19 protein-coding genes and 2 pseudogenes are annotated in these 25763 nt (G+C 59.5%); 6 read left to right on the forward strand and 15 right to left on the reverse strand.

Going from position 1 to position 25763, the window contains the following annotated elements:
* Positions 1-55 precede the first annotated feature (55 nt).
* Positions 56-619 (forward strand): murein L,D-transpeptidase family protein, encoded by a 564-nt coding sequence (locus ACF0H7_RS25140; protein ID WP_397449543.1) that lies wholly within the window; start codon positions 56-58, stop codon positions 617-619.
* Positions 620-750: 131 nt separating this feature from the next.
* Positions 751-1857: pseudogene (locus ACF0H7_RS25145) on the forward strand (PTS transporter subunit EIIC); the annotation flags it as partial.
* A 112-nt stretch (positions 1858-1969) separates the two neighbouring features.
* Here the strand turns inward: ACF0H7_RS25145 and ACF0H7_RS25150 are convergent.
* Positions 1970-2281, reverse strand: coding sequence for an NGG1p interacting factor NIF3 (locus ACF0H7_RS25150; protein WP_397449544.1), 312 nt, complete (start codon positions 2279-2281; stop codon positions 1970-1972).
* Positions 2282-2293: 12 nt separating this feature from the next.
* Positions 2294-6190, reverse strand: a complete 3897-nt coding sequence (gene purL, locus ACF0H7_RS25155; protein ID WP_397454014.1) for a phosphoribosylformylglycinamidine synthase — start codon at positions 6188-6190, stop codon at positions 2294-2296.
* Between the two features lie 191 nt (positions 6191-6381).
* Here purL and mltF point away from each other — a divergent pair, with 191 nt between their 5' ends.
* Entirely contained in the window at positions 6382-7845 is a 1464-nt protein-coding gene (gene mltF / locus ACF0H7_RS25160) for a membrane-bound lytic murein transglycosylase MltF (protein ID WP_397449545.1), read from the forward strand.
* A gap of 96 nt (positions 7846-7941) precedes the next feature.
* Here mltF and tadA read toward each other — a convergent pair whose 3' ends face one another.
* The 6 genes and pseudogenes from tadA to ACF0H7_RS25190 form a co-directional block, all read right to left on the reverse strand.
* Positions 7942-8424: a tRNA adenosine(34) deaminase TadA gene (gene tadA, locus ACF0H7_RS25165; RefSeq protein WP_397449546.1), complete on the reverse strand. Its 483-nt coding sequence runs from the start codon at positions 8422-8424 to the stop codon at positions 7942-7944.
* Positions 8424-8531 (reverse strand): annotated as a pseudogene (locus ACF0H7_RS25170) (multicopper oxidase domain-containing protein); the annotation flags it as partial. The gene tadA and the pseudogene ACF0H7_RS25170, both read right to left, overlap by 1 nt.
* A 94-nt stretch (positions 8532-8625) precedes the next feature.
* The gene (gene guaA, locus ACF0H7_RS25175; protein ID WP_397449547.1) at positions 8626-10203 is read right to left on the reverse strand and encodes a glutamine-hydrolyzing GMP synthase; all 1578 of its coding nucleotides are present in this window, start codon (positions 10201-10203) and stop codon (positions 8626-8628) included.
* Positions 10204-10282: 79 nt separating this feature from the next.
* Entirely contained in the window at positions 10283-11752 is a 1470-nt protein-coding gene (gene guaB, locus ACF0H7_RS25180) for an IMP dehydrogenase (protein ID WP_397449548.1), read from the reverse strand.
* A 198-nt stretch (positions 11753-11950) separates the two neighbouring features.
* Complete coding sequence (locus ACF0H7_RS25185; protein ID WP_397449549.1) at positions 11951-12499, reverse strand: sugar ABC transporter ATPase; 549 nt, start codon at positions 12497-12499, stop codon at positions 11951-11953.
* A gap of 70 nt (positions 12500-12569) precedes the next feature.
* Positions 12570-13340, reverse strand: a complete 771-nt coding sequence (locus tag ACF0H7_RS25190) for a sulfite exporter TauE/SafE family protein (RefSeq protein ID WP_397449550.1) — start codon at positions 13338-13340, stop codon at positions 12570-12572.
* A gap of 119 nt (positions 13341-13459) precedes the next feature.
* On the opposite strand from ACF0H7_RS25190, the gene xseA reads away from it, so the two are divergent.
* The 3 genes from xseA (at position 13460) to leuA (ending at position 17660) form a co-directional block, all read left to right on the forward strand.
* Positions 13460-14839 (forward strand): exodeoxyribonuclease VII large subunit, encoded by a 1380-nt coding sequence (gene xseA / locus ACF0H7_RS25195; protein ID WP_397454016.1) that lies wholly within the window; start codon positions 13460-13462, stop codon positions 14837-14839.
* 5 nt (positions 14840-14844) lie between these two features.
* Complete coding sequence (locus tag ACF0H7_RS25200) at positions 14845-15687, forward strand: peptidoglycan DD-metalloendopeptidase family protein (RefSeq protein WP_397449551.1); 843 nt, start codon at positions 14845-14847, stop codon at positions 15685-15687.
* A 302-nt stretch (positions 15688-15989) separates the two neighbouring features.
* On the forward strand, positions 15990-17660 hold the full coding sequence (gene leuA, locus ACF0H7_RS25205) for a 2-isopropylmalate synthase (RefSeq protein ID WP_397449552.1): 1671 nt from the start codon (positions 15990-15992) through the stop codon (positions 17658-17660).
* A gap of 163 nt (positions 17661-17823) precedes the next feature.
* On the opposite strand, the gene ACF0H7_RS25210 is transcribed toward leuA, so the two are convergent.
* The 7 genes from ACF0H7_RS25210 to ispG all read right to left on the reverse strand — a co-directional run bounded on the left by ACF0H7_RS25210 (position 17824) and on the right by ispG (position 25760).
* A complete protein-coding gene (locus tag ACF0H7_RS25210; RefSeq protein ID WP_397449553.1) occupies positions 17824-18615 on the reverse strand; it encodes an amidohydrolase in 792 nt (263 codons plus the stop codon).
* Positions 18608-19768 (reverse strand): pyridoxal phosphate-dependent aminotransferase, encoded by a 1161-nt coding sequence (locus ACF0H7_RS25215; RefSeq protein ID WP_397449554.1) that lies wholly within the window; start codon positions 19766-19768, stop codon positions 18608-18610. Before ACF0H7_RS25215 ends, ACF0H7_RS25210 begins: the two co-directional genes overlap by 8 nt.
* A gap of 128 nt (positions 19769-19896) precedes the next feature.
* The gene (gene der, locus ACF0H7_RS25220; RefSeq protein WP_397449555.1) at positions 19897-21360 is read right to left on the reverse strand and encodes a ribosome biogenesis GTPase Der; all 1464 of its coding nucleotides are present in this window, start codon (positions 21358-21360) and stop codon (positions 19897-19899) included.
* A gap of 141 nt (positions 21361-21501) precedes the next feature.
* A complete protein-coding gene (gene bamB, locus ACF0H7_RS25225; protein WP_397449556.1) occupies positions 21502-22653 on the reverse strand; it encodes an outer membrane protein assembly factor BamB in 1152 nt (383 codons plus the stop codon).
* A complete protein-coding gene (locus tag ACF0H7_RS25230) occupies positions 22646-23287 on the reverse strand; it encodes a tetratricopeptide repeat protein (protein WP_397449557.1) in 642 nt (213 codons plus the stop codon). Before ACF0H7_RS25230 ends, bamB begins: the two co-directional genes overlap by 8 nt.
* 39 nt (positions 23288-23326) lie before the next feature.
* Positions 23327-24616: a histidine--tRNA ligase gene (gene hisS / locus ACF0H7_RS25235; protein ID WP_397449558.1), complete on the reverse strand. Its 1290-nt coding sequence runs from the start codon at positions 24614-24616 to the stop codon at positions 23327-23329.
* Between the two features lie 34 nt (positions 24617-24650).
* Positions 24651-25760, reverse strand: a complete 1110-nt coding sequence (gene ispG, locus ACF0H7_RS25240) for a flavodoxin-dependent (E)-4-hydroxy-3-methylbut-2-enyl-diphosphate synthase (protein ID WP_397449559.1) — start codon at positions 25758-25760, stop codon at positions 24651-24653.
* Positions 25761-25763 lie beyond the last annotated feature (3 nt).

Raw genomic sequence — 25763 nt, forward strand, 5'->3', positions numbered from 1 at the left:
CGACCCGTGGCGCGCTCGCCAATGCTGTTCATATTTATTCAGGGATACCGTTTCGATGCGTTGGTTGCTCGCCGTTTTTTGTCTTTGCTTCGTCTCGCTATCCCAGGCCGAGTTCACCGAAACGATCGTCCCCAAGGGCAGTGAGCAGGCGTTCCTGGGCCATAAAGTTATCAACACCCAGGATATTTCCGAACGTACCATCGACAAGATTCTGGTGCTCAAGTCCGCGCATCAATTGCAATTGATCAGCCGCGGCGAAGCCCTGAAGACCTACCACGTTTCCTTGGGCAAGTACCCCAAAGGGACGAAACTCCGTGAAGGCGACCGTCGCACACCGGAAGGTTTCTACTGGCTGGACTGGCGCAAAGTCAGCGACAACTACAACCTGTCGATGCACATTTCCTACCCCAATATCAGCGACTCCGCTCGCGCTCGCCGTGAAGGTGTCAATCCGGGCAGCATGATCATGATCCACGGCACCCCGGTCGACGACGACTACCCGGAATGGTATTTCCAGACCCTGGACTGGACCGACGGCTGCATCGCCATGAAGAACACCGATATGCGCGAAGTCTGGAACCTGGTCAAAGACGGCACGATGATCGAAATTCGCCCGTAATGATGGATCGGACTGGTGCAACGCCAGCCCGAAATACCCGCTCTCCCTTCGACGCCTGCACCTCTCGCTTGCAACCCGCGTGCTGAACTGATTGCGTGATGTTTGATCACTCACGGAATGAGAACAACGCCATGTACCTTCAACTGATTGAACATTTGCAACGGCTTGGCCGTGCATTGATGTTGCCAATTGCCATCTTGCCAATGGTCGGCCTGCTGCTACGACTGGGCGACCCTGACCTGCTGAACATCGCTGTGCTCCACGCTGCCGGCAATGCGATCTTTGCCAATCTGGCGCTGATTTTCGCCATTGGCACCGCCGTCGGTTTCGCCCGCGATCACGATGGCAGTGCCGCGCTTGCGGGCGCCATTGCCTATCTGGTGATGGTGTCGACACTGAACGTGCTTCATCCCGGCATCGAGATGGGCATGCTCACCGGCATCCTCAGTGGCCTGGCGGGTGGCGCCCTGTATAACCGCTTCGAGGGGATCGAACTGCCGGCTTATCTGGCCTTCTTCAGCGGCAAGCGGTTTGTGCCCATCGCTGCCGGGCTGGCAGCATTGGTGGTCGGTCTGATCTTCGGCCTGATATGGCCACTCCTGCAGAGTGGCATCAACGAGCTTGGCCAATGGCTACTGGACAGCGGCAGCCTCGGTGGCTTTGCTTTCGGGGTCTTGAACCGCCTGTTGGTCATTACCGGCCTGCACCATATCCTCAATCACCTGTTGTGGTTCGTATTCGGCAGCTTCTCCGACCCGAGCACCGGACTGAGTGTCACCGGGGATCTGCCACGCTACTTCGCCGGAGACCCGCGCGCCGGGCAATTCATGGCCGGCATGTTCCCGGTGATGATGTTTGGATTGCCAGCCGCCTGCCTGGCGATGTACCGCAATGCCCTGCCAGGTCGACGCAAAGCGGCGGGGGGCGTGCTGTTTTCAATGGCTATGGCATCTTTTCTGACGGGCATCACCGAACCGGTCGAGTTCGCGTTCATGTTCCTCGCGCCGCCGCTGTATCTGATCCACGCGTTGCTGACCGGTCTGTCCATGGCCCTGTCTGATTTGCTGGACATCCGTCTGGGCTTTACCTTTTCCGCAGGGGCGATAGACATGGTATTGGGCTGGGGCAAGTCCACCAACGGCTGGCGGATTTTCCCCTTGGGGATGGTCTATGCGCTGGTGTACTACACCGTGTTCGATGTGTGCATCCGGCGATTCGGGTTGAATACCCTGGGGCGTGGGGAGTGATATTGCGGGGATGAAAGCTGTAGGAGCCCACTTGTTGGCGAGAGGTGTGTCAGGTAAACCGCCTCGCTAACAAGTTAGCGCCTACAGGGGATAGGCGTAACGGCTAGAAATCAGCCAGCTTCCACACTTCATAAGCCGGTGTTTCATAGGGGTGGCTCTGCTTGAGAGCCACCACTGCCTGAGCGATCAAATCGTCGGCCACTACCAGCTCGACTTTCCATTCCTCGACCTGTTCGATCTCGCCGGCTTGCCCAATGAACGGTTGGCTGCCGTCCAACGGGCGAAACTGACCGAGACCCAACACCTGCCATGAGCAGTGGTCATAGGCACCGATTCGCCCCGCACCGGCGGCGAATACAGCGCTTTTGACTTCTTCCACATGGCTCGGCGGAACAAAAAAGCTGAGCTTGTACATGGCCTGCGCCTATCAGTTCACCCAAACACGAGCGTTACGGAAGATGCGCATCCAGGCCGCGTCTTCGTTCCACTCTTCCGGGCGCCACGAGTTCTGTACGGCACGGAACACACGCTCCGGGTGCGGCATCAGGATAGTGACGCGACCGTCGCGAGTGGTCATGCCGCCGATACCACGCGGCGAACCGTTCGGGTTGGCCGGGTACTTCTCGGTGACCTTGCCGTGGTTGTCGACGAAACGAATGGCCACGGTGCCCGATACGTCAGCCTGCAGCAGCGCCTCTTCACTGGCGTACTCTGCATGACCTTCACCGTGAGCAATGGCGATCGGCATCCGCGAACCGGCCATGCCTTGCAGGAAGATCGACGGCGAATCCTGGACCTGAACCATGGCCACGCGCGCTTCGAACTGCTCGGAGCGGTTACGCACGAAGTGCGGCCACGACTCGCTGCCCGGAATCAGCTCGCGCAGGTTGGACAACATCTGGCAACCGTTGCACACACCGAGGGTGAAGCTGTCCTGACGTTCGAAGAAGCCCTGGAACGCATCGCGTGCACGGCTGTTGAACAGTGCCGACTTGGCCCAGCCCTCGCCCGCACCCAGTACGTCACCGTAGGAGAAGCCGCCGCAAGCGACCAGGCCTTTGAACTCGTTCAGATCGACGCGACCGGCGAGGATATCGCTCATGTGTACGTCGATGGCGTTGAAGCCGGCGCGATCGAACGCAGCCGCCATCTCCACCTGGCCGTTGACGCCCTGCTCACGCAGGACTGCCACTTGTGGACGAATGCCTTTCTTGATGTACGGCGCACTGATGTCGTCGTTGACGTCGAAACCAACCTTGGCGCTGAGGCCCGGGTTATCTTCTTCGAGCAATACATCGAATTCTTGATCGGCGCATTCGGCGTTGTCGCGCAGGCGCTGGATCCGATAGCTGGTCTCGGCCCACTGACGTTGCAGCAGACGACGATGAGCGCCGAACACAGGCTCGCCATTGAAGCTGATCGCCACTTCGTCGTTGTTCACCGGCTGCCCGACGACCGACACGCAATCGCCCAGACCGGCAGCGCTGAACTGTGCCAGCACGTCCGGGGTATCGTCCTGACGGACCTGAATCACCGCGCCCAGTTCTTCGTTGAAAAGGATCGCCGCGAGGTCGGCCGAGTCTTCCGCCAGACCGTCGAGGAACAGGTTCAGACCGCAGTGGCCAGCGAAAGCCATTTCCAGGGTGGTGACCAACAGGCCGCCATCGGAACGGTCATGGTACGCCAGCAAGTGACCGTCGGCGTTGAGGCCCTGAATCACGGCGAAGAAGGCCTTGAGGTCTTCCGCGTCATCCACGTCCGGCGCCACGCGACCGAGCTTGCCATGAACCTGAGCCAGAATCGAAGCGCCCATGCGGTTCTGACCACGGCCCAGATCGATCAGGATCAGGTCGGTTTCGCCCTTGTCCATGCGCAGTTCAGGGGTCATGGTCTGACGGATGTCGGTGACCGGCGCGAAGCCGGTCACGATCAACGACAGCGGCGAGGTCACGCTCTTGTCGGTGTTGTCTTCGCGCCATTGGGTTTTCATGGACATCGAGTCCTTGCCCACTGGAATGGTGATGCCCAGCTCAGGGCACAACTCCATGCCGACCGCTTTCACGGTGTCATACAGACGCGCGTCTTCACCTGGGTGACCGGCCGCAGACATCCAGTTGGCCGACAGTTTGATGTCGGACAGCTTGGCGATGCGCGATGCGGCGATGTTGGTCAACGTTTCACCAATCGCCATACGGCCAGACGCCGGAGCGTTGAGCAATGCTAGCGGGGTACGCTCGCCCATCGCCATGGCTTCACCAGTGTTGACGTCGAAGCTGGTGGCGGTCACGGCGCAGTCAGCCACTGGCACTTGCCATGGACCGACCATTTGATCGCGAGCCACCAGACCGGTAATGGTGCGGTCACCGATGGTGATCAGGAAGCTTTTGCTGGCCACGGCCGGGTGATGCAGGACGCGAGTGACGCTGTCTTCGATGTCGAGCGTGCTCGGGTCGAAGTCGTCACCCAGCTCTTGTTCGCGAACGGCCGAACGGTGCATGCGTGGCGCCTTGCCGAGTAAGACTTCCAGCGGCATGTCCACCGGGCTGTTGCCGAAGTGGCTGTCGGTGACTGTGAGTTGTGGCTCGGCAGTGGCTTCACCGACCACGGCAAACGGGCAACGCTCACGTTCGCAGATGGCTTTGAAGCGCTCGAAATCCGCCGCGCCAACGGCCAGTACATAACGTTCCTGGGATTCGTTGCTCCAGATTTCCAGCGGGGCCATGCCTGGCTCATCGTTCGGCACATTACGCAGTTCGAAGCGGCCACCGCGGCCAGCGTCATTCACCAGTTCAGGGAAGGCGTTGGACAGACCGCCCGCGCCAACGTCGTGAATGAAGCTGATCGGGTTGTTCTCGCCCAACTGCCAGCAGCGGTCGATCACTTCCTGGCAACGACGTTCCATTTCAGGGTTTTCACGCTGAACGGAGGCGAAGTCCAGGTCTGCCGAGCTGGTGCCGGTCGCCATCGAAGACGCCGCGCCGCCGCCCAGGCCGATCAACATCGCCGGGCCGCCGAGCACGATCAGCTTGGAGCCAACGACGATTTCGGCTTTTTGAACGTGTTCTTCACGGATGTTGCCCATACCGCCAGCCAACATGATCGGCTTGTGGTAACCACGCACTTCATCACCGTGCGGGGTGCTGATCGACTGCTCGAAGGTACGGAAGTAGCCGGTCAACGCCGGACGACCGAATTCGTTGTTAAACGCAGCGCCGCCGAGCGGGCCTTCGATCATGATGTCCAGCGGGGTGACGATGCGCTCGGGCTTGCCATACGGCACTTCCCACGGCTGCTCGAAACCTGGAATCAACAGGTTCGACACGGTGAAACCGGTGAGGCCGGCTTTCGGCTTGGCGCCACGACCGGTTGCGCCTTCGTCGCGAATCTCGCCACCGGAACCGGTCGATGCGCCGGGGAATGGAGCGATCGCGGTCGGGTGGTTGTGGGTCTCTACCTTCATCAAGATATGCACCGGCTCCTGCACCGCGCCGTACTGGCGGGTTTCAGGGTCCGGGAAGAAACGACCGGCAACGTTGCCGACGATCACCGACGCGTTGTCCTTGTACGCCGACAGAACGCCTTCGCTGTGCATCACGTAGGTGTTCTTGATCATGCCGAACAGGCTTTTTTCCTGGCTCTCGCCGTCAATGTCCCAACTGGCGTTGAAGATCTTGTGACGGCAGTGCTCGGAGTTCGCCTGGGCGAACATCATCAGTTCGATGTCGTGCGGGTTGCGCTTGAGGCCAATGAAGCTGGTGACCAGGTAATCGATTTCGTCATCGGCCAGGGCCAGGCCCAGGTCAACGTTGGCTTTTTCCAACGCAGCGCGACCGCCACCCAGCACGTCGACGGCGGTCAACGGCTTCGGCTCGGCGTGGCTGAACAGACCGGCGGCCTGATCCAGCGACTCCAGCACCAACTGCGTCATGCGGTCATGCAGAGCGCTGGCAATCAGCGCGGCTTCAGCGTCGCTGAACTGGCCTTGGACATAGAATGCAATCCCGCGCTCGAGGCGCTGGATTTTCGTCAGGCCGCAGTTGCGGGCAATATCGCTGGCCTTGCTCGACCAGGGCGAAATAGTGCCGAAACGCGGCAATACCAGAAACAGACGGCCACTTGGCTCTTGAACCGGCACGCTAGGGCCGTATTTCAGGAGGCGGGCAAGGACCTGCTGTTCTTCACCGAACAGGTCGCCAGCGACCTCCGCGAAGTGGGCGAATTCAGCATACAAGCCACTGACAGCTGAAACTTTCTGTTTCAGTTGCTCAAGTAATTTGCTGTGGCGGAAGGCAGAAAGGGCAGGAGCACCGCGCAGGATCAACATCTTCGGGACAGCCTCGGGAAGGGGGTGTGCTTTGAGGCCGTGCATTCTAGCCTAAACCGGGCCTTTCGGCACCCAAAACGGTGGCCTCTGAGATGCCCGGATGTCGGCAGGTAAAGAATCGTATTGATCTATCAGACAACACCTTCACTGTCGAGATATGGCGACGAGGGTCCTTTGCGTATACTGCACCGATGTTTTCCCAATCCGCTTTCCGCCCGCTGTGTGCCAAATGGCTCATCGCAACCGGACTCTTCCTGATGCTCGGCGCCTGTGTTGATAAACCCAACACACTGGAGCGAGTCAAGGAGGACGGCGTTCTGCGCGTTATTACTCGTAACAGCCCGGCCACTTACTTTCAGGATCGCAACGGCGAAACCGGCTTCGAGTACGAGCTGGTCAAGCGTTTCGCCGACGATCTGGGCGTCAAGCTGCAGATCGAGACCGCGGACAATATCGACGACCTGTACGACCAAATGCACAAACCCGGTGGCCCGGTACTGGCAGCCGCCGGACTGGTCGCCACCGATGCACGCAAGCAGCAGGTGCGTTTTTCCCACCCTTACCTGCAAGTCACCCCGCAAGTGATCTACCGCAACGGCCAGTCCCGCCCTTCCTCGCCCAATGATTTGATCGGCAAAAAAATCATGGTGCTCAAAGGCAGCAGCCATGCCGAAATGCTGGCAGCGCTGAAAAAGAAGTTACCTGCGCTGGAATACGAAGAGTCTGACGCCGTAGAGGTAGTCGACCTGCTGCGCATGGTGGATGAAGGCCAGATCGACTTGACCCTGGTCGACTCCAACGAGCTGGCCATGAACCAGGTGTATTTCTCCAACGTTCGCGTCGGCTTCGACCTCGGCGACGGCAGCGACCAGCGTTGGGTCGTGGCCCCCGGCGAAGACAATAGCCTGCTCAACGAGATCAACAATTTCCTCGACAAGGCCGACAAGAACGGCACCCTGCAACGCCTGAAAGATCGCTATTACGGACATGTGGATGTCCTCGGCTATGTCGGCGCCTACACCTTCGCCCAACACCTGCAGGAACGCCTGCCGAAATATCAGAAACACTTTCAGGTATCAGCCAAGGAAGAAAAGGTCGATTGGCGCCTGTTGGCCGCCATCGGCTATCAGGAATCGTTATGGCAAGCCGGCGTGACCTCGAAAACCGGGGTGCGCGGTTTGATGATGCTGACCCAGAACACCGCGCAAGCCATGGGCGTTTCCAACCGCCTGGACGCCAAGCAGAGCATCGAAGGTGGGGCGAAGTACTTTGCCTACATGAAGGATCAGCTGGACGACAAGATATTAGAGCCCGATCGTACGTGGCTCGCTCTCGCGGCCTACAACGTCGGTAGCGGTCATCTCGACGACGCGCGAAAAATGGCCGAAAGCGAGGGCTTGAATCCCAATAAATGGCTCGACGTGAAAAAGATGCTGCCGCGTCTGGCGGAAAAAAAGTGGTACCGCAAAACCCGCTACGGCTACGCGCGAGGCGGAGAGCCGGTGAATTTTGTCGCCAACATCCGCCGTTACTACGACATCCTGACGTGGGTGACCCAGCCGCAACTCGAAGGCAGCCAGGTCGCCGACGGCAACCTGCACGTGCCTGGCGTGGACAAGACCAAGCCCACCGAAGGCACTAATCCGACGCTTTGAAACCACCCGTTGTAGAAGCGGGCTTGCCCGCGATTGCTATGTACCTGACACACCGCCATCGCGGGCAAGCCCGCTCCTACAGGGTTATCGTGTATCTCAGGTTTTTGCCCGCCGCATCCTGAAAAACTCACTCAGCATCGTCCCGCACTCCTCCCCCAGCACCCCACCTTCGAACAGCACTCGATGGTTGAGAAAACCCTGACTGAAAAACTGCCCCTGGCTCTGCACGATGCCGGCCTTGGGTTCCAGCGCGCCGTAGACCACCCGATTGACCCGCGAATGCACGATCAACCCGGCGCACATGCTGCACGGCTCCAGGGTCACGTACAGCGTGCTGCCCGGCAGCCGGTAGTTGCTAATGGCCTGGGCGGCGGCGCGAATCGCGACCATCTCCGCATGGGCACTGGGGTCGCTGCCGCTGATCGGACAGTTGAAACCTCGACCGATGATTTCACCGTTTTGCACCAGTACCGCGCCCACGGGCACTTCGCCCAGCGCCGCGCCCTGTGCCGCCAACGCCAGGGCTTCGCGCATGAAGTGTTGATCCTGACTGCGATCAATTATCTGTGGCTGCCTCATCACGACACCTCGATAGCGGCCATAAGGCCGGTTTCCATTTGATCGATCACATGGCAGTGGAACATCCCCATGCCGGGATTATCGGCCACCAGCGCTACTCGCGCGGACGATTCACCGACGTTTGGCAAAAAATAAGGGCAGCCTAAGCTGCCCTTATGTGTCTCATTATGTCAGCACCGAGAAGCGCTCAACACAATCAGATCATTCCCACTCAATGGTCGCTGGCGGCTTGCTCGACACGTCGTAAGTGACGCGGGAGATGCCTTCGATTTCATTGATGATGCGGCCGCTGACGGTTTCCAGCAGTTCGTAAGGCAGGTGTGCCCAACGCGCGGTCATGAAGTCGATAGTTTCGACGGCACGCAGGGCAACCACCCACGCGTAACGACGGCCATCACCGACCACGCCCACCGATTTCACTGGCTGGAACACCACGAATGCCTGGCTGACTTTGTGGTACCAATCGGCCTTTCGCAGCTCTTCGATGAAGATGTGGTCGGCACGACGCAGCAGGTCGGCGTATTCCTTCTTCACTTCACCGAGGATACGAACGCCCAGGCCCGGACCCGGGAACGGGTGACGGTAAACCATGTCGTACGGCAGACCGAGTTCCAGACCCAGACGGCGCACTTCATCCTTGAACAGTTCGCGCAGCGGCTCGACCAGTTTCAGGTTCATCTCTTCCGGCAGGCCACCCACGTTGTGGTGCGACTTGATCACGTGAGCCTTGCCGCTTTTCGCGCCAGCCGACTCGATCACGTCCGGGTAGATGGTGCCCTGGGCCAGGTACTTGATGTTGTCCAGCTTGCAGGATTCGGCATCGAACACGTCGATGAAGGTACGGCCGATGATCTTGCGTTTTTTCTCTGGGTCGCTTTCGCCGGCCAGGTTACCGAGGAACTGCTCTTGGGCGTTGGCGCGAATCACTTTGACGCCCATGTTCTCAGCGAACATGGCCATCACTTGCTCGCCTTCGTGCAGACGCAACAGGCCGTTGTCGACGAAGACGCAGGTCAGTTGGTCGCCAATGGCTTTGTGCAGCAAGGCAGCTACCACCGAGGAGTCAACCCCGCCGGACAGGCCGAGCAACACGTTGTCGGTACCGACCTGGGCGCGAATGTTGGCAATCGCGTCTTCAGCAATGTGCGACGGCGTCCACAGGGCTTCGCAACCACAGATGTCGAGGATGAAGCGCGACAGGATGCGGCCGCCTTGCTTGGTGTGGGTCACTTCCGGGTGGAACTGCACGCCGTAGTAGCCACGCTTGTCGTCGGCCATGCCGGCGATCGGGCAGCTTGGGGTGCTGGCCAACACGTGGAAGCCTTCCGGGATTTTGGTCACTTTGTCGCCGTGGCTCATCCACACGTCGAGACCGAGGACGCCGTCTGGATCGACGTGATCTTCGATGCCTTCGAGGACGCGGCTCTTGCCGACCACGTCGACACGGGCGTAGCCGAACTCACGCATCTCGGAACCTTCGACGCGACCGCCCAGCTGTTCAGCCATGGTCTGCATGCCGTAGCAGATACCAAATACCGGCACGTTCAGGTCGAACACGGCTTGTGGTGCACGCGGGCTGTCAGCAACGTGGACGGACTCCGGCCCGCCGGCGAGGATGATCCCGCGCGGGTTGAATTCGCGAATCGCTTCGTCGTCCATGTCGAACGGATGCAGCTCGCAGTACACACCGATCTCACGCACGCGGCGAGCGATCAGTTGGGTGTACTGGGAACCGAAGTCGAGGATCAGGATGCGGTGGGCGTGAATGTCGAGGGCCATGACTCATTCTCGTCGGTGAAATTCGGAAACAACACGGGGCTGCTAGCAGCCCCGATACTTGAACAACATCTACCGCGATTTAGCCTACGCGGTAGTTCGGCGCTTCTTTGGTGATCTGCACGTCATGGACGTGGGACTCAGCCATACCGGCGCCGGTGATACGCACGAACTCAGGCTTGGTGCGCATTTCTTCGATGTCGGCACTGCCGGTGTAACCCATCGAGGAACGCAGGCCGCCCATCAGTTGGTGAACGATAGCGGTCAGCGAGCCTTTGTAGGCAACGCGACCTTCGATACCTTCCGGTACCAGCTTCTCGGCACCTTCCGAAGAGTCCTGGAAGTAGCGGTCGGACGAACCTTGCGCCTGGGACATTGCACCCAGCGAACCCATGCCGCGGTACGCCTTGTAGGAACGACCCTGGAACAGTTCGATTTCGCCCGGAGCCTCTTCGGTACCGGCGAACATCGAGCCCATCATGACGCACGAAGCGCCAGCGACGATGGCTTTGGACAGGTCACCCGAATAACGGATGCCGCCGTCGGCGATCAACGGAACGCCAGTACCTTCGAGTGCTGCGGCAACGTTGGCGATGGCGCTGATTTGCGGCACGCCGACACCAGCGACGATACGCGTGGTGCAGATGGAGCCAGGACCGATACCGACCTTGACCGCATCGGCGCCGGCTTCGACCAGTGCCTTGGCAGCGGCGCCAGTGGCGATGTTGCCGCCAACGACCTGCACTTCAGGGAAGTTCTGTTTGACCCAGCGAACGCGGTCGATCACGCCTTTGGAGTGACCGTGTGCGGTGTCGACCACCACCACGTCAACGCCGGCGGCAACCAGCGCAGCCACACGGTCGCCCGTGTCCTTGCCGGTGCCGACTGCCGCGCCGACACGCAGACGACCTTGATCGTCCTTGCTCGCCAGTGGGTAAGCCTTGGCTTTTTCGATGTCCTTGACGGTCATCATGCCCTTGAGCGCGAACTTAGCGTCGACGATCAGGACTTTTTCCAGGCGGTGCTTGTGCAGCAATTCACGCACTTCGTACTTGTCGGCGCCCTCCCGAACAGTGACCAGACGCTCTTTAGGCGTCATCACTTCACGAACGGTAGCGTCCAGACGGGTTTCGAAGCGTACGTCACGGGAGGTCACGATGCCGACCAGGTCGCCATCATGCAGCACCGGTACGCCGGAGATGTTGTGCATGCGGGTCAGTTCGAACAGGTCACGAACCGTGGCGTCTGCCTCGATGGTGATCGGGTCTTTGACCACGCCGGCTTCGAACTTCTTGACCTTGCGCACTTCGGCAGCTTGCTGCTCGATGGTCATGTTCTTGTGGATAATGCCGATGCCGCCTTCCTGAGCCATGGCAATTGCCAGTCGGGCTTCGGTTACGGTATCCATTGCGGCAGAAACCAGCGGAATGTTCAGCTCGATGCCACGGGTCAAACGTGTCTTCAAACTAACTTCGTTAGGCAGCACCTCGGAATAACCGGGCACTAGGAGAATGTCGTCGAAGGTTAGAGCTTCTTGGCTGATACGCAGCATGCGGGGGCTCCCGAGCGGGAAATTGGAAGCGCGCCATTATACCCAGACAGGCCCTCGGGCTCAATGTAAACCTCAGTCTAATATCAAAACACCTTTTCCGACTCATTGTAGGAGCGGGCTTGCCCGCGATGGCGGCGCGCCTGACACACCACACCACATCACGCTGATCGCGGGCAAGCCCGCTCCTACAATCCCACGTTACAGTTCGACCTTGACCCACGCCACCGGCTGATCGAGCCAATCAGCGAATTCGTCGATGAAGCTTTGCTTGAAACCGGCTTCCGCCCAGTTATTGAAAATGAATCCCAGGTTGGAAAACGCGCACGGCTGCAGAAACAGGAAGCCATTGATGTCATCTTCGTGCCCGCATTCCGGGCAGGTGAAGTTGTCGGTACGCCCTGGCATCCACTCTTCCAGGCTGTCGAACAGCGCTTCGCCGACTTCTTTGCGGCACTCGGCACAGCCTGCTTCCTCGAGGAACCCTTTGGCCGGGGTATAGATGCAACGCTTGTAGACGATTTCAAGGCCGTTGACTGGCTCATTAAACGGCAGCGCCTCGGGATGCAGCACCACACTGGCGGCGCCTGGCGCTATGGCATGCGCCATGCGATTGCCCGTCCGCCCGCAAGTGGTCAACTCCTCGGCAATGATGTTCTTGCGCACCAGCCATCGCACAATCGCCCGCGCCCTGGGTTCGTGAACCGGGAGTGTGGAAATCTTCGGGACAATAATGCTCTGCGAATTCATGGTGCTGCCTGTTGCTGCTTTTCAAGAAGCCGGCAGCTTAATGCCTCGAATCGTCAGGTCAAGCGCCGTTTCATGTAGAAATATAGCGCCCAATCAGCGCGATACCACTGGCCAGCACCAGCCAGGTGACCAGCCGCACGAATGCCTCGCGGGACAGTTTCATGGTCAGCGACCGACCGATCCACGAGCCCAGCGCCATGGCCGGTAACAGGCACGCGGCCAAAAGCAACAAGGACAGCTCGGCATACACTCCCGCCAGCAAGAACAGGCTCAGTCGCACGATGGTGCTGCAACTGATTAACGCGGCCTGCGTTGCGCGCACCTGCTCTTTGGCTGGCAAACGGCTGTTCAGGTAAATCGCATACAGAAAACCGCCGCTGCCGAACAATGCGCCGAACAAACCACCCACCGTGCCCATCGGAATTGCCCAGCCCGCCGCGAGTTGCGTCGGGCGCACTTTGACCAACAGGCTGTACAGCGCGTAGGCGGTAATAAACAGCCCCATCAATAGCAGCAACACATCGGATTTGAGGTTGAGCAAAAACACCACGCCTAGTGTGCAGCCAACAGCCATGCACGGCAGGAGACGAAAGAGCTCGGCCTTGACCAGGGATTTGCGCGACGGCAGCAGGTTGCCGAACGCAGCGATGAAATCCAGCAGCACCAGCAATGGGATGATCCGCGACAGCGACATGAAATTGATCAGAATCGGCCCGGCCACCAGAGCTGTCCCAAAACCGGCGATGCCGAACACCACGTAAGCGGCAACGACGCCCAGCTCCATCAAAATCCAATCCAGCGGGGTGAAGGCCAGGTGGTTGAACAGGTCAGCAACGGTCATCGGTTCACGTCCTTGAGTGTATTGGCGCTGACTCTACCAAAACGCGGCTTTATGTAGGAGCTGCCGCAGGCTGCGGCAGCGCCTACAAGTGCATCATGCAGCCGTGTATCATGCCCGCCATGATCAAAGACCCCTTCGCAAGACTCGGCCTCGACCGGGAAGTCCTCACCGTCAGCCAGCTCAACGGCCGCGCGCGCGTGCTGCTGGAGGATGTATTCAGCAATATCTGGGTGGAGGGTGAAATCTCCAACCTGTCGCGCCCGGCCTCCGGCCACGTGTATTTCACCCTGAAGGACAGCGGCGCCCAAGTGCGTTGCGCGCTGTTTCGGCAGAGTGCCGCACGTGTGCGTCAGGCGCTGAAAGACGGCTTGCAGGTCAAGGTGCGGGGCAAGGTTTCGCTGTTCGAAGGACGCGGCGACTATCAGCTGATTCTCGACACCGTCGAGCCTGCGGGCGACGGCGCGCTGCGACTAGCCTTCGAAGCACTGAAGGACAAGCTCAACGCCGAAGGCCTGTTCAGTGCCGAACGCAAAGTGGCGCTGCCGCAACATCCGCAGCGTATCGGCATCATCAGCTCACCCACCGGCGCGGTGATCCGCGACATCATCAGCGTGTTCCGCCGGCGCGCACCGCAAGTCGAACTGACCCTGATCCCCACCGCCGTACAAGGTCGCGAAGCCATCGCGCAAATCGTGCGCGCGCTGAAGCTGGCCGACGCTCGCGGTTTCGACGCGCTGATCCTCGCTCGTGGCGGCGGCTCACTGGAAGACTTGTGGTGTTTCAACGAAGAAGCCGTGGCCCGGGCCATCGACGCGTGTGTGACGCCGATTGTCAGCGCGATCGGGCACGAGACCGACGTGTCGATCAGCGATTTTGTCGCCGACGTCCGTGCACCGACCCCGTCGGCCGCCGCCGAATTGCTGGCTCCGGACTCCAGCGACCTGCAACGGCGGGTCGACAACCTCAAACGTCGTTTGGTGGCGCGCATTCAGGATCGACTGATGCGCGATCGCCTGCGTCTTGAGGGCGTATCTCGCCGCCTGCGTCATCCCGGCGAACGTCTGCGCCAACAAGCGCAGCGTCTGGATGATCTGGACATGCGCCTGCGTCGGGCATTCGAGCAACAGACGCACAAACGTGCCGTGCGTCTGACGCATCTGGAGACCCGCCTCGCCGCCCAGCATCCGGGGCGAACCCTGGCGTTCCTCAAGCAACGGCTGGACAGTCTGTCCGAACGCTTGCCGCGAGCGATCCGCGAAAGCCTGAAGTCCCGGCGTTTGCAGTTGCAAAGCCAGATGCAAACCCTGCATGTGGTCAGCCCGCTGGCGACCTTGAGCCGCGGCTACAGCATCTTGCTCGACGAGCGCGGCCAGGCAATTCGCAGCGCGGAACAAACCCATAACGGTCAGCGCCTGAAAGCGCGGCTCGGCGAAGGTGAATTGCAGGTGCGCGTCGAAGATAACCACCTGACACCGGTCACCCTCTCTCTTTTGGACTGATCTAAATGCTGCGTTTTATTGTTCCACTGCTCGCTCTTTGCTTCACCCTGCCCGCTCACGCGGCGTCTGACAGCTACATCGCCCGACTGCTGAACAAGCCGGTGCCGGGTGGTGTGGCCGTGGTCGATCTCGGTCCCGCAGCGCAGGCGCCACAGGCGAGTTATCAAGGCAAACCGGTGTTGGTGGTCAGAGAGCAGGATGCACGATGGTTGGCGATTGTCGGCGTGCCGTTGACGGTCAAACCGGGTAGCCAGCAAATCATTGCGAAAACCGCCAGTGGCACACGGACCCTGCCGTTCGTTGTCGGCAGCAAGGCCTATCCAGAACAGCACATCACCTTGAAAAACCAGCGTCAGGTCAATCCGAATCCTGATGACCTCAAGCGCATCAATATCGAATTGGCCGACCAGACTCGCGCCTATCGCACATTCACCCCGGGAACACCGAGTAATCTGCTGCTGGATAAACCGGTGAACGGTCCGCTTTCGAGCAAGTTCGGGGTACGACGTTTCTTTAACGGCGAGGAGCGCAATCCTCACGCCGGTCTGGATTTCGCCGTCCCCGCTGGCACCCCGATCAAAACCCCCGCAGCGGGCAAGGTGATCCTGATCGGCAACTACTTCTTCAACGGCAATACCGTATTCGTCGACCACGGCCAGGGCTTCATCAGCATGTTCTGCCACATGTCGAAGATCGATGTGACGGTCGGCCAATCAGTGGCGCGCGGGGATGTTGTGGGCCGCGTCGGCTCCACTGGCCGCGCTACCGGCCCGCACATGCACTGGAATGTCAGCCTGAACGATGCGCGGGTCGATCCGGCGATTTTCATTGGTGCGTTTCAGCCCTGACTTGCGCACCTCGCCAAGACCGCGCAATTAACGCGGTCTTTTCCTCCCAGCCCGGCCATAAAATCCCGAAAATTCTGAAAAACAGCAAATTCCTCTCAATTTTTAAGCACTACTTGCCAACTTTCACCCCAATGGTTACGGTTGACAGCATGAACACGTCCCAGACCCTCATTCTATTACGCCAGCATCGCTGCCTTAGCCTCGTCAGTTCACGACTGCCACGCTAATCGCGGTGCCTCGCCCTCTTATTTCGTTTCAACGGTAGGCCGCCAGTTCTCGGCCCGTACTCAAGGATTGCCATCATGACTATGCTCAAAGATCCCTCGACCAAGTACCGCGCGTTTGCGACCATCAATCTGCCTGACCGCACCTGGCCTTCCAAGACCATCACAGCGGCGCCGATCTGGTGCAGTTCCGACCTGCGCGACGGTAACCAATCGCTGATCGAGCCGATGGATGCGGTCAAAAAACTGCGCTTCTGGAAGACCCTGGTGGCCGTCGGCGTCAAGGAAATCGAAGCCTCGTTCCCGGCTGCGTCGCAAACCGACTTCGACTTCGTTCGTACCCTGATCGAAGGCAAGCACATCCCGGACGACACCACTATTCAGGTGCTGACCCAGGCCCGTGAAGACCTGATCGCACGGACCTTCGAATCGCTGCGCGGCGCCAAGAAAGCTATCGTCCACCTGTACAACGCCACCTCGCCGTCGTTCCGCCGGATTGTCTTCAATCAGGACAAGGACGGCGTTAAAGAAATCGCGGTCAACGCGGCCAAGCTGTTCGTCAAATACGCCGCCAAGCAGCCCGAAACCCAGTGGACCTTCGAATACTCGCCAGAGACCTTCAGCGCCACTGAGCTTGAGTTCGCCAAGGAAGTCTGCGACGCCGTGATCGACGTCTGGAACCCGACACCACAGAACAAAGTCATCCTCAACCTGCCGGCGACCGTAGAAGTGGCCACGCCGAACATCTACGCCGACCAGATCGAGTGGTTTGGCCGTCACATCAACCGCCGTGACAGCGTGATCATCAGCCTGCACACCCACAACGACCGTGGCACCGGCGTTGCCGCCACCGAACTGGGCTTGATGGCCGGCGCTGACCGCGTCGAAGGCTGCCTGTTCGGCAACGGCGAGCGTACCGGTAACGTTGACCTGGTCACCGTCGCACTGAACCTCTACACCCAGGGCATCCACCCTGAGCTGGACTTCTCCGACATCGACGGCGTGCGTAAAGTCGTCGAAGAGTGCAACCAGATTTCGGTGCACCCGCGTCATCCGTATGTGGGCGATCTGGTGCACACCGCGTTCTCCGGCTCGCACCAGGATGCAATCCGCAAAGGCTTCACTCAGCAGAAATCCGACGCAATGTGGGAAGTGCCTTACCTGCCCATCGACCCGGCTGACATTGGTCGCAGCTACGAAGCGGTGATTCGGGTCAACAGCCAGTCGGGCAAAGGCGGCATCGCTTACCTGCTGGAACAGGAATACGGCATCAGCCTGCCGCGTCGCATGCAGATCGAGTTCAGCCAGGTGGTTCAGGGTGAAACCGACCGTCTCGGCCTGGAAATGACTGCGCAACAGATTCACGAGTTGCTGCGCCGTGAATACCTGCAAGCCAACACGCCTTATGCCCTGCTCAGCCATCGCTTGCAGGAAGAGAACGGCAATAGCTCGGTCGAAGCCGAAGTGCATTGCGACGGCGAAACCCAACACTGGCGCGGCAAGGGTAAAGGCGCCCTGGAAGCACTGGTGGCCGGCCTGCCAATCAGCGTGGAAATCATGGACTACAACGAGCACGCAATTGGTTCGGGCACCACGGCCAAGGCTGCGGCTTATATCGAGCTGCGGGTGAATGGTGATCGTGCGGTGCACGGTGTCGGCATCGACGAAAACATCACCACCGCCAGCTTCCGCGCCCTGTTCAGTGCGCTGAACCGCTCGCTGAGTCAGACCGAAGCCAAAGCGGCTTGATCTGATCGCCTGAAATAAAAAACCGGCCTGAAATCTTCATTTCAGGCCGGTTTTTTGTGTCTGCTGCACAAGAAAACCTTGTAGGAGCTGGCTTGCCTGCGATCCAGCCGACGCGGAGTATTAGAAAAACCACCATCGCGGGCAAGCCCGCTCCTACATCTATTTAGTGCAGCTCGAACGCATCCGCATCCAGGTACGCCGGGAAGCGCTTGCGGTAAGCGGCCAGATCGGCAGCGGTCAAGCACACCTGGAACACCCCATCCGCCTCGCCCGCGCTCAGCAGGCTTTCGCCCTGGAAATCGAACACATGGCTGTCACCTGAATAGGTGAAGCCCTTGCCGTCAGTGCCCACCCGGTTAACCGCCGCGACGTAACACAAGTTCTCGATGGCCCGCGCCGGTAGCAGGCGGTTCCAGTGTAGCCGACGCGCGCCCGGCCAGTTGGCGGTGTACAGCAACAAGTCAGTGTCCTGGCCGTCACGACTCCAGACCGGGAAGCGCAGGTCGTAACAAATCAGCGGCCGAATGCGCCAGCCCTTCAACTCGAACTGCACCTGACGATCGCCCGGCGTGAAGTGTTTGTGCTCGCCCGCCATGCGAAACAGGTGACGCTTGTCGTAGTGCAGCAGCTCGCCATCGGGGCGTGCCCACAACAACCGGTTGCGATGGCCACCGTCCGCTGCACGCACGATCAGGCTGCCGGTCACTACCGCATTCAGGCGCTTGGCCTGGGCCAGCATCCATTTCGACGTCGGGCCCTGCTCCGGCTCGGCCAGGGCTTCGGACTCCATGGTGAAACCGGTGGTGAACATTTCCGGCAACACAATCAAGTCAGCGCCCTGCGCCTGATCGAGCAGCAGCTCGAAATGGTCACGGTTGGCTTGCGCGTCGTGCCAGACCAACGTGGTCTGCACCAACGCGATGTTGAGGTTAGGTAGTTCGCTGAGGTCACGCATAGCGCTTGATCATGCAAAGTTTCTCCGCGGCCTGTCGCAATGTGTCCTCGCGCTTGGCGAAGCACAGTCGCACGAGGCGCTGTCCGTGTGGAGGTTCCTGGTAAAACACTGAAATCGGGATGGTCGCCACGCCATGCTCGCGGGTCATCCACAACGACATGTCGACATCGTTCAAATCCGGGCGGATCTTCGAGTAATCCACCAACTGGAAGTACGTACCACCGACCCGCTCAAAGCTGAAGTTCGAGGGCTCCAGCAAATCACAGAACAGGTCGCGCTTGGCCTGATAGAACGCCGGCAGTTCTTCAACGTGCTCCGGGTGCTCAGCCATGAAGTCGGCCAACGCATATTGCAACGGCGTCACCCCGCAGAAGCTCACGTATTGGTGGATCTTGCGCAGCTCGGCGGTCAAGGCTGGCGGCGCAACCACATAGCCGGTTTTCCAGCCAGTGACGTGATAGGTCTTGCCGAACGAGCTGACCACGAACGCTCGCTGATACAGCTCTTCGTGAGCCAATACGCTGGCATGCTTGACCCCGTCGAACACCAGATGCTCATAGACTTCGTCGCTGATCAGGTAAATATCGCGATTGGCAATCAACGCCGCGAGCTGGTCGAGTTCCGCGCGGGTAATCAGCGCGCCACTCGGGTTGTGCGGGCTGTTGAGAATGATCATCCGCGTGCGCGGCGTGATCGCATCCGCGAGCTTTTGCCAGTCGATGGCGAAGTCGTTCAGCCCCAATTGCACATGCACACAGCGACCACCGGCCAGTTCGACCGACGGTTCATAGCTGTCATAGCAAGGGTCGAAAACAATGACCTCGTCACCGGGATGAATCACGGTCTGGATCGCGCAGAAAATCGCCTGGGTCGCGCCCGGCGTGATGGTCACTTCGCCGTCGGCATCCACCTGTTTGCCATAGCTGCGAGCGATCTTGGCCGCGACTTGCTGGCGCAGTGCAGGCAGACCGGTCATCGGCGAGTATTGGTTGTGGCCATCGGCGATATGACGACCCACGGCATCACGCAGCGCCTGCGGACCATCGAAATCCGGAAACCCCTGAGACAAGTTGATAGCGCCGGTTTGCGCGGCAAGTTGGGACATAACAGTGAAGATAGTGGTGCCGACATTCGGCAACTTACTGGTGATCATCGGTCTTTCTCTTGCTTGGCAACCGACTCTAGGCTCTGAGACGGCTAGGAAGACAAGCAGAATAGCCCATACCACGGGCATAAAAAAAGGCGCCATTGGCGCCCTTTTCGAGAAAGACCGTTACACAATCAGCGCTTATCGCGGCGCTTTTTGTCGGCTTTCTTGTGGTGCGACATCATCCGACGCTTCTTGTTGACCTGACGGTCGGTGAGCGTGTTCTTATTGCCTTCGTACGGGTTCTCACCACCTTTGAACTCGATCCGGATCGGTGTACCGACCAGTTTCAGCACGCGACGGTAGGTGTTTTCCAGATAACGAACGTAGGACTTCGGAACCGCGTCAACCTGGTTACCGTGGATCACGATAATCGGCGGGTTGGCACCACCCAAGTGCGCATAACGCAGCTTGATACGGCGGCTGCCGACCATCGGTGGCGCGTGCTCGCTCACCGCATCTTCAAGAATCTGAGTCAGACGGTTGGTCGGCCAGCGGGTCACGGCAGACTTGAACGAGTTCTGTACGGACTGGTAGAGGTTGCCCACACCGGTGCCGTGCAACGCCGAGATGAAGTGGATGTCGGCGAAGTCGACGAAGAACAACCGGCGTTGCAGCTCGACCTTGACGAAGTCGCGCTCGCTCGGGGTCATGCCGTCCCATTTGTTGATGGCGATGACCAGCGCACGACCGGCTTCAATAGCGAAGCCCAGCAGGTTCAGATCGTGATCAACCACACCCTCGCGGGCGTCCATCACGAAGATCACCACGTTGGCGTCTTTGATTGCCTGCAGGGTTTTCACCACCGAGAACTTTTCGACTTCCTCGTGGATCTTGCCGCGCTTGCGCACACCGGCGGTGTCGATCAGCGTGTACTTCTCGTCGTTACGCTCGAACGGGATATAGATACTGTCGCGAGTGGTGCCGGGTTCGTCATAAACGATAACCCGGTCCTCACCCAGCATGCGGTTGACCAGCGTCGACTTGCCGACGTTTGGACGACCGATGATCGCGATCTTGATCCCGTCTTTTTCGCTCGGGCCAGGAATGCGCTTGGCTTCCTGACCTTCGGCGACGTCTTCGACTTCGATGTCTTCATCGGCGTCTTTCGGGAATTCGCTCAGCGCGATTTCCAGCATCTGGGTGATGCCACGACCGTGCGCACCGGCTACCGGAATCGCATCGCCCATGCCCAACGGGCTGAATTCAGCGCGGGCCATTTCCGGGTCAATGTTGTCGACCTTGTTGGCAACCACGTAAGCACGCTTGCCACGCTTGCGCAGGTGCTCGCCTATCATTTGGTCAGAAGCGGTAAACCCGGCACGGGCGTCTACCAGGAACAGCACGACATCGGCTTCTTCAATGGCCAGCAGCGACTGCTCGGCCATCTTTTCGTCCATGCCATGCTCATCACCGGAGATACCGCCAGTGTCGATCAGAATGTAGGTGCGCCCTTGCCACTTAGCCTCACCGTATTGGCGATCACGGGTCAGACCGGACAGATCGCCGACAATGGCGTCGCGAGTCCTGGTCAGGCGGTTGAATAAGGTGGACTTGCCGACGTTCGGTCGACCCACCAGGGCGATTACGGGAACCATGCGGCTCTCCACTTCGTTATTTCAGAAAATACAAAAGCCGCTGCAGGGCAGCGGCCGGAGTTCGGAGCAGCACACGAAGTGCCGCAGGCCTTGCCGGAGCAAGGCCGCCTGAAACCTTCAAGTCTCAAGCATAGACAGGTGTTACTTGATCGTCAGGGCTTCCAGCTTGCCGCTGTTGCCGTAGACGTAAATCATGTTGCCTTCGACCAGCGGACGGGCCCGCAGGCCATCGCCGTCGATTTTCTCACGCCCGACAAAGCGACCATCAACCTGGCTCAACAGGTGCAGATAGCCTTCCATGTCACCGACTGCCACGTAGCTGGAATACACTTCCGGAGCACCCAACTGACGGCGAGCCAGCTGATCATTGCTCCACAACGCGGTGGTCGAACGCTCGTCGATGCCTTGAACGGTACCGTTGGCCAGACTCACGTAAACGCTACCAAAACCCTGGGCAACGCCCGAGTAGCTGGAAGCATCACGCTGCCAAAGGACGCGGCCGCTTTCCAGATCCAGAGAAGCGACACGACCCTGGTAGGTAGCGACATACAGTTTGCCGCCCGACAGCAGCAAGCCACCGTCGATGTCGACCACACGATCCAGTTCCGAACGGCCTTGTGGAATAGCAACGCGCTGTTCCCAGATCGGCACGCCGTTGCTGGTGTCCAGTGCGACCACTTTACCGGTCGACAGACCCGCCACCGCGAGGTGGTTGGTCACGAGCGGCGCGCCAGTGCCACGCAACGTCAGAACCGCAGGCGTGCTTTCGTAGATCCAACGCTGGTTACCGGTGGCGGCATCATAGCCGATCACGCGGTCATCCTGAGTCTGAACCACAACCACATCGCCGTTGGTGCCAGGTGCGGCCAGGATTTCACTGGTCGCGCGCGCCTTCCATTTGATATCGCCGGTGGTGGCATCGAGAACCACCACTTCACCTTTCAAGGTGCCGAGCATGATCAGACCGTAACCCGAGCCAACGGCACCGGATACAGGCAGTTCAAGGTCTTTCTTCCAGATCACGTCACCGGTGAGGCGGTTCAGCGACATCACGACGCCAGTCACGTCGGCGGCATAGATATGCTCGCCGTCGATGGCCGGAGTCACCATGTTGTAGACATCGCCCTGGCCGTCACCAATCGAACGGCTCCATTCCTTGTGCAACACCACTTCTTCTTTGAAGTCGGTCAACTCGGCGGGTGGCAATTCTTTCTTGCTGTTGCTGCTGCAACCCACGACCAGAACGGCCAGGGCCAGCAATGCTGCATGTTTCCAACGCATCACGTCACGCATCCCCTTTAGCCAGGTCGTCGAGTTTCATTTGCAGGCCACCGACAGCTGCTTCTTCAGACAGCGCGGATTTGGCTTTCAGGTACGCAGCATGCGCCTCGTCGGCACGACCCAGCTGTACCAGCAGGTCGCCCTTGAGTTCTTCGCGGCTGGCGAGGAATGCTTTGTCGGCATCGCCATCGAGCAGTTTGAGTGCGTCGGCAGCCTTGTTTTGTGCAGCCAACACCCGAGCCAGACGCTGACGCGCCACTTCGCCCAAGGTATCGCTGACCGGCTTGTCGACCACGGACTTCAGTTCTGCCGCAGCGTCATCCAGCTTGCCGGTATCGACTGCCACTTTGGCGACGAACAGGCTGCCGTATTGCGCGTACGCCGTACCACCGAACTCGCTTTTCAGCTTGTTGGCGATATCCGATACGCGTGCAACGTCTGCCTTGCCATCCGGAGTCAGGGTCGTTTCCAGCAATTGCTGATAGAGAATCGAGGCGCCTTGCGACTGATTGCTCTGATATCTGTGCCAGGCCTGCCAGCCCAATACCACAATCAACGCCAGCATACCGCCGGTGACCAGGGGTTTGCCGTTGCGTTGCCACCAGTCCTTTACTGCCGCCAGCTCATCATCTTCGGTACCCGACACCCCAATACTCCTTATTCGTAAATCGGCTGTTTATCAGCTTCAACCCTGCACAACGCAGGCGGCCAGGTGCTCGGACAGAGCATCCCAGGCAATATTTTGTTGTTCGCCCTGGCCACGCAGGGGTTTGACACCTATCACTTGCTGGGCCAGTTCTTCCTCGCCCAGGATCAGCGCGTAGTCCGCGCCGCTCTTGTCGGCCTTTTTGAACTGGCTTTTGAAACTGCCAGCGCCGGCATTGACCTGCAAACGCAGGTTCGGCAACTGGTCACGCACACGTTCGGTCAGCGCCAGTGCAGCCAGTTCGGCAGCTTCACCGAAGGCACACAGGTAGACGTCGACCTGACGCGAGATTTCTTCCGGGATCTGCTCCAGGGTTTCGAGCAACAGCACCAGACGCTCGATGCCCATGGCGAAACCAACGCCAGTGGTAGGCTTGCCGCCCATTTGCTCGACCAGACCGTCGTAACGACCACCGGCACATACGGTGCCCTGGGCGCCCAACTGATCGGTGACCCATTCGAAAACGGTTTTGCTGTAGTAATCGAGCCCGCGTACCAGCTTGGGATTGATCACGTACGGGATACCCGCCGCATCCAGACGCGCCTTGAGGCCGTCAAAGTGGATACGCGACTCGTCGTCCAGGTAATCCGCCAGCTTCGGCGCATCGACCAACACCGCCTGGGTCTCAGGGTTCTTGGTGTCGAGCACGCGCAAAGGGTTGGTTTTCAGGCGACGCTGGCTGTCTTCGTCGAGTTCGCTCAGGCGCGCCGACAAAAACTCGACCAGCGCATCACGATAACGCGCACGCGCTTCGCTGGTGCCCAGGCTGTTCAACTCCAGCTTGACCGCGTTGCGAATGCCCAGCAGGCCCCACAGGCGCCAGGTCAGCACGATCAGCTCGGCGTCGATGTCCGGACCGTCGAGGTTGAACACTTCAACGCCGATCTGGTGGAACTGGCGATAACGGCCTTTCTGTGGACGTTCGTGACGGAACATCGGGCCGATGTACCAGAGTTTCTGAACCTGGCCGCCACCGGTAATACCGTGTTCGAGCACGGCACGCACGCACGCGGCAGTGCCTTCCGGACGCAGGGTCAGGGAGTCGCCGTTACGGTCCTCGAAGGTGTACATCTCTTTTTCGACGATGTCGGTCACTTCACCGATGGAACGCTTGAACAGGTCAGTGAACTCGACGATCGGCATGCGGATCTGGCGATAACCATAGTTATCCAGCAGACGCGAAACCGTGCCTTCGAAATAGCGCCACAGCGGCGTCTGATCGGGCAGGATGTCGTTCATGCCACGAATGGCTTGTAGAGACTTACTCACAAAAAATCCTTAGCGAAATCTGTATGGGTCTGAATTAGCCGCGCGCGATGAGCGCTGCGTCGGCCTCGACCTTCTCGGCTGCTTTCTGACGGATCAAACGTTCAAGGTCGTCCACCAGATTTTCATTGGTCAATTTCTGCGCCGGTTTGCCATCGATGTAGATCAGGTTCGGCGAACCACCGGCCAGGCCGATATGCGCCTCTTTGGCCTCGCCCGGACCGTTGACCACACACCCGATGACTGCGACGTCCAGCGGCACCAGCAAATCTTCGAGGCGCCCTTCCAGCTCGTTCATGGTCTTGACCACATCGAAGTTCTGCCTCGAGCAGCTCGGGCAGGCGATGAAGTTGATGCCACGCGAACGAAGGTGCAACGATTTGAGGATGTCATAGCCGACTTTCACCTCTTCGACCGGGTCAGCGGCCAACGAGATGCGGATAGTATCGCCAATTCCTTCGGCGAGCAGCATACCTAGGCCCACCGCCGATTTCACTGTGCCTGAACGCAGGCCACCGGCTTCGGTGATGCCCAGGTGCAACGGCTGAACGATTTGCTTGGCCAACAGGCGATAAGCCGCGACCGCCATGAACACATCACTGGCCTTGACGCTGACCTTGAAGTCCTGGAAATCCAGGCGTTGCAGATGCTCGACATGGCGCAGCGCAGATTCGACCAGTGCCTCCGGGGTCGGCTCGCCGTATTTTTTCTGCAGGTCTTTTTCAAGCGAACCGGCGTTGACGCCGATGCGGATCGGGATCCCACGGTCGCGCGCTGCATTGACCACCGCACGCACACGGTCTTCGCGACCGATGTTGCCCGGGTTGATGCGCAAGCAATCAACGCCCAGTTCGGCGACACGCAGGGCAATCTTGTAGTCGAAGTGGATGTCGGCAACCAGCGGCACTTTGACCAGCTTCTTGATCCGGCCAAACGCTTCGGCAGCGTCCATGTCCGGCACCGAAATCCGCACGATATCGACGCCAGCAGCTTCCAGACGATTGATCTGGGCCACGGTGGCGGCAACATCGTTGGTGTCACTGTTGGTCATGCTCTGCACCGCGATAGGCGCATCGCCGCCCACCGGAACAGAACCGACCCAGATTTTACGAGATTCGCGACGCTTGATCGGGGATTCACCGTGCATGAC

Source organism: Pseudomonas sp. NA-150 (assembly GCF_044336365.1).
Taxonomy (GTDB): Bacteria; Pseudomonadota; Gammaproteobacteria; order Pseudomonadales; family Pseudomonadaceae; genus Aquipseudomonas.

What these genes read in the sequence shown, in the direction of transcription:
- ACF0H7_RS25215 (WP_397449554.1), bottom strand. Translation starts at nt 19,768, where the DNA reads ATGATCACCAGTAAGTTGCCGAATGTCGGCACCACTATCTTCACTGTT.
- ACF0H7_RS25140 (WP_397449543.1), top strand. Translation starts at nt 56, where the DNA reads ATGCGTTGGTTGCTCGCCGTTTTTTGTCTTTGCTTCGTCTCGCTATCC.
- bamB (WP_397449556.1), bottom strand. Translation starts at nt 22,653, where the DNA reads ATGCGTGACGTGATGCGTTGGAAACATGCAGCATTGCTGGCCCTGGCC.
- ACF0H7_RS25185 (WP_397449549.1), bottom strand. Translation starts at nt 12,499, where the DNA reads ATGAATTCGCAGAGCATTATTGTCCCGAAGATTTCCACACTCCCGGTT.
- guaA (WP_397449547.1), bottom strand. Translation starts at nt 10,203, where the DNA reads ATGGCCCTCGACATTCACGCCCACCGCATCCTGATCCTCGACTTCGGT.
- der (WP_397449555.1), bottom strand. Translation starts at nt 21,360, where the DNA reads ATGGTTCCCGTAATCGCCCTGGTGGGTCGACCGAACGTCGGCAAGTCC.
- guaB (WP_397449548.1), bottom strand. Translation starts at nt 11,752, where the DNA reads ATGCTGCGTATCAGCCAAGAAGCTCTAACCTTCGACGACATTCTCCTA.
- ACF0H7_RS25210 (WP_397449553.1), bottom strand. Translation starts at nt 18,615, where the DNA reads ATGCGTGACCTCAGCGAACTACCTAACCTCAACATCGCGTTGGTGCAG.
- ACF0H7_RS25150 (WP_397449544.1), bottom strand. Translation starts at nt 2,281, where the DNA reads ATGTACAAGCTCAGCTTTTTTGTTCCGCCGAGCCATGTGGAAGAAGTC.
- purL (WP_397454014.1), bottom strand. Translation starts at nt 6,190, where the DNA reads ATGTTGATCCTGCGCGGTGCTCCTGCCCTTTCTGCCTTCCGCCACAGC.
- mltF (WP_397449545.1), top strand. Translation starts at nt 6,382, where the DNA reads ATGTTTTCCCAATCCGCTTTCCGCCCGCTGTGTGCCAAATGGCTCATC.
- tadA (WP_397449546.1), bottom strand. Translation starts at nt 8,424, where the DNA reads ATGAGGCAGCCACAGATAATTGATCGCAGTCAGGATCAACACTTCATG.
- ACF0H7_RS25200 (WP_397449551.1), top strand. Translation starts at nt 14,845, where the DNA reads ATGCTGCGTTTTATTGTTCCACTGCTCGCTCTTTGCTTCACCCTGCCC.
- ispG (WP_397449559.1), bottom strand. Translation starts at nt 25,760, where the DNA reads ATGCACGGTGAATCCCCGATCAAGCGTCGCGAATCTCGTAAAATCTGG.
- xseA (WP_397454016.1), top strand. Translation starts at nt 13,460, where the DNA reads ATGATCAAAGACCCCTTCGCAAGACTCGGCCTCGACCGGGAAGTCCTC.
- leuA (WP_397449552.1), top strand. Translation starts at nt 15,990, where the DNA reads ATGACTATGCTCAAAGATCCCTCGACCAAGTACCGCGCGTTTGCGACC.
- ACF0H7_RS25190 (WP_397449550.1), bottom strand. Translation starts at nt 13,340, where the DNA reads ATGACCGTTGCTGACCTGTTCAACCACCTGGCCTTCACCCCGCTGGAT.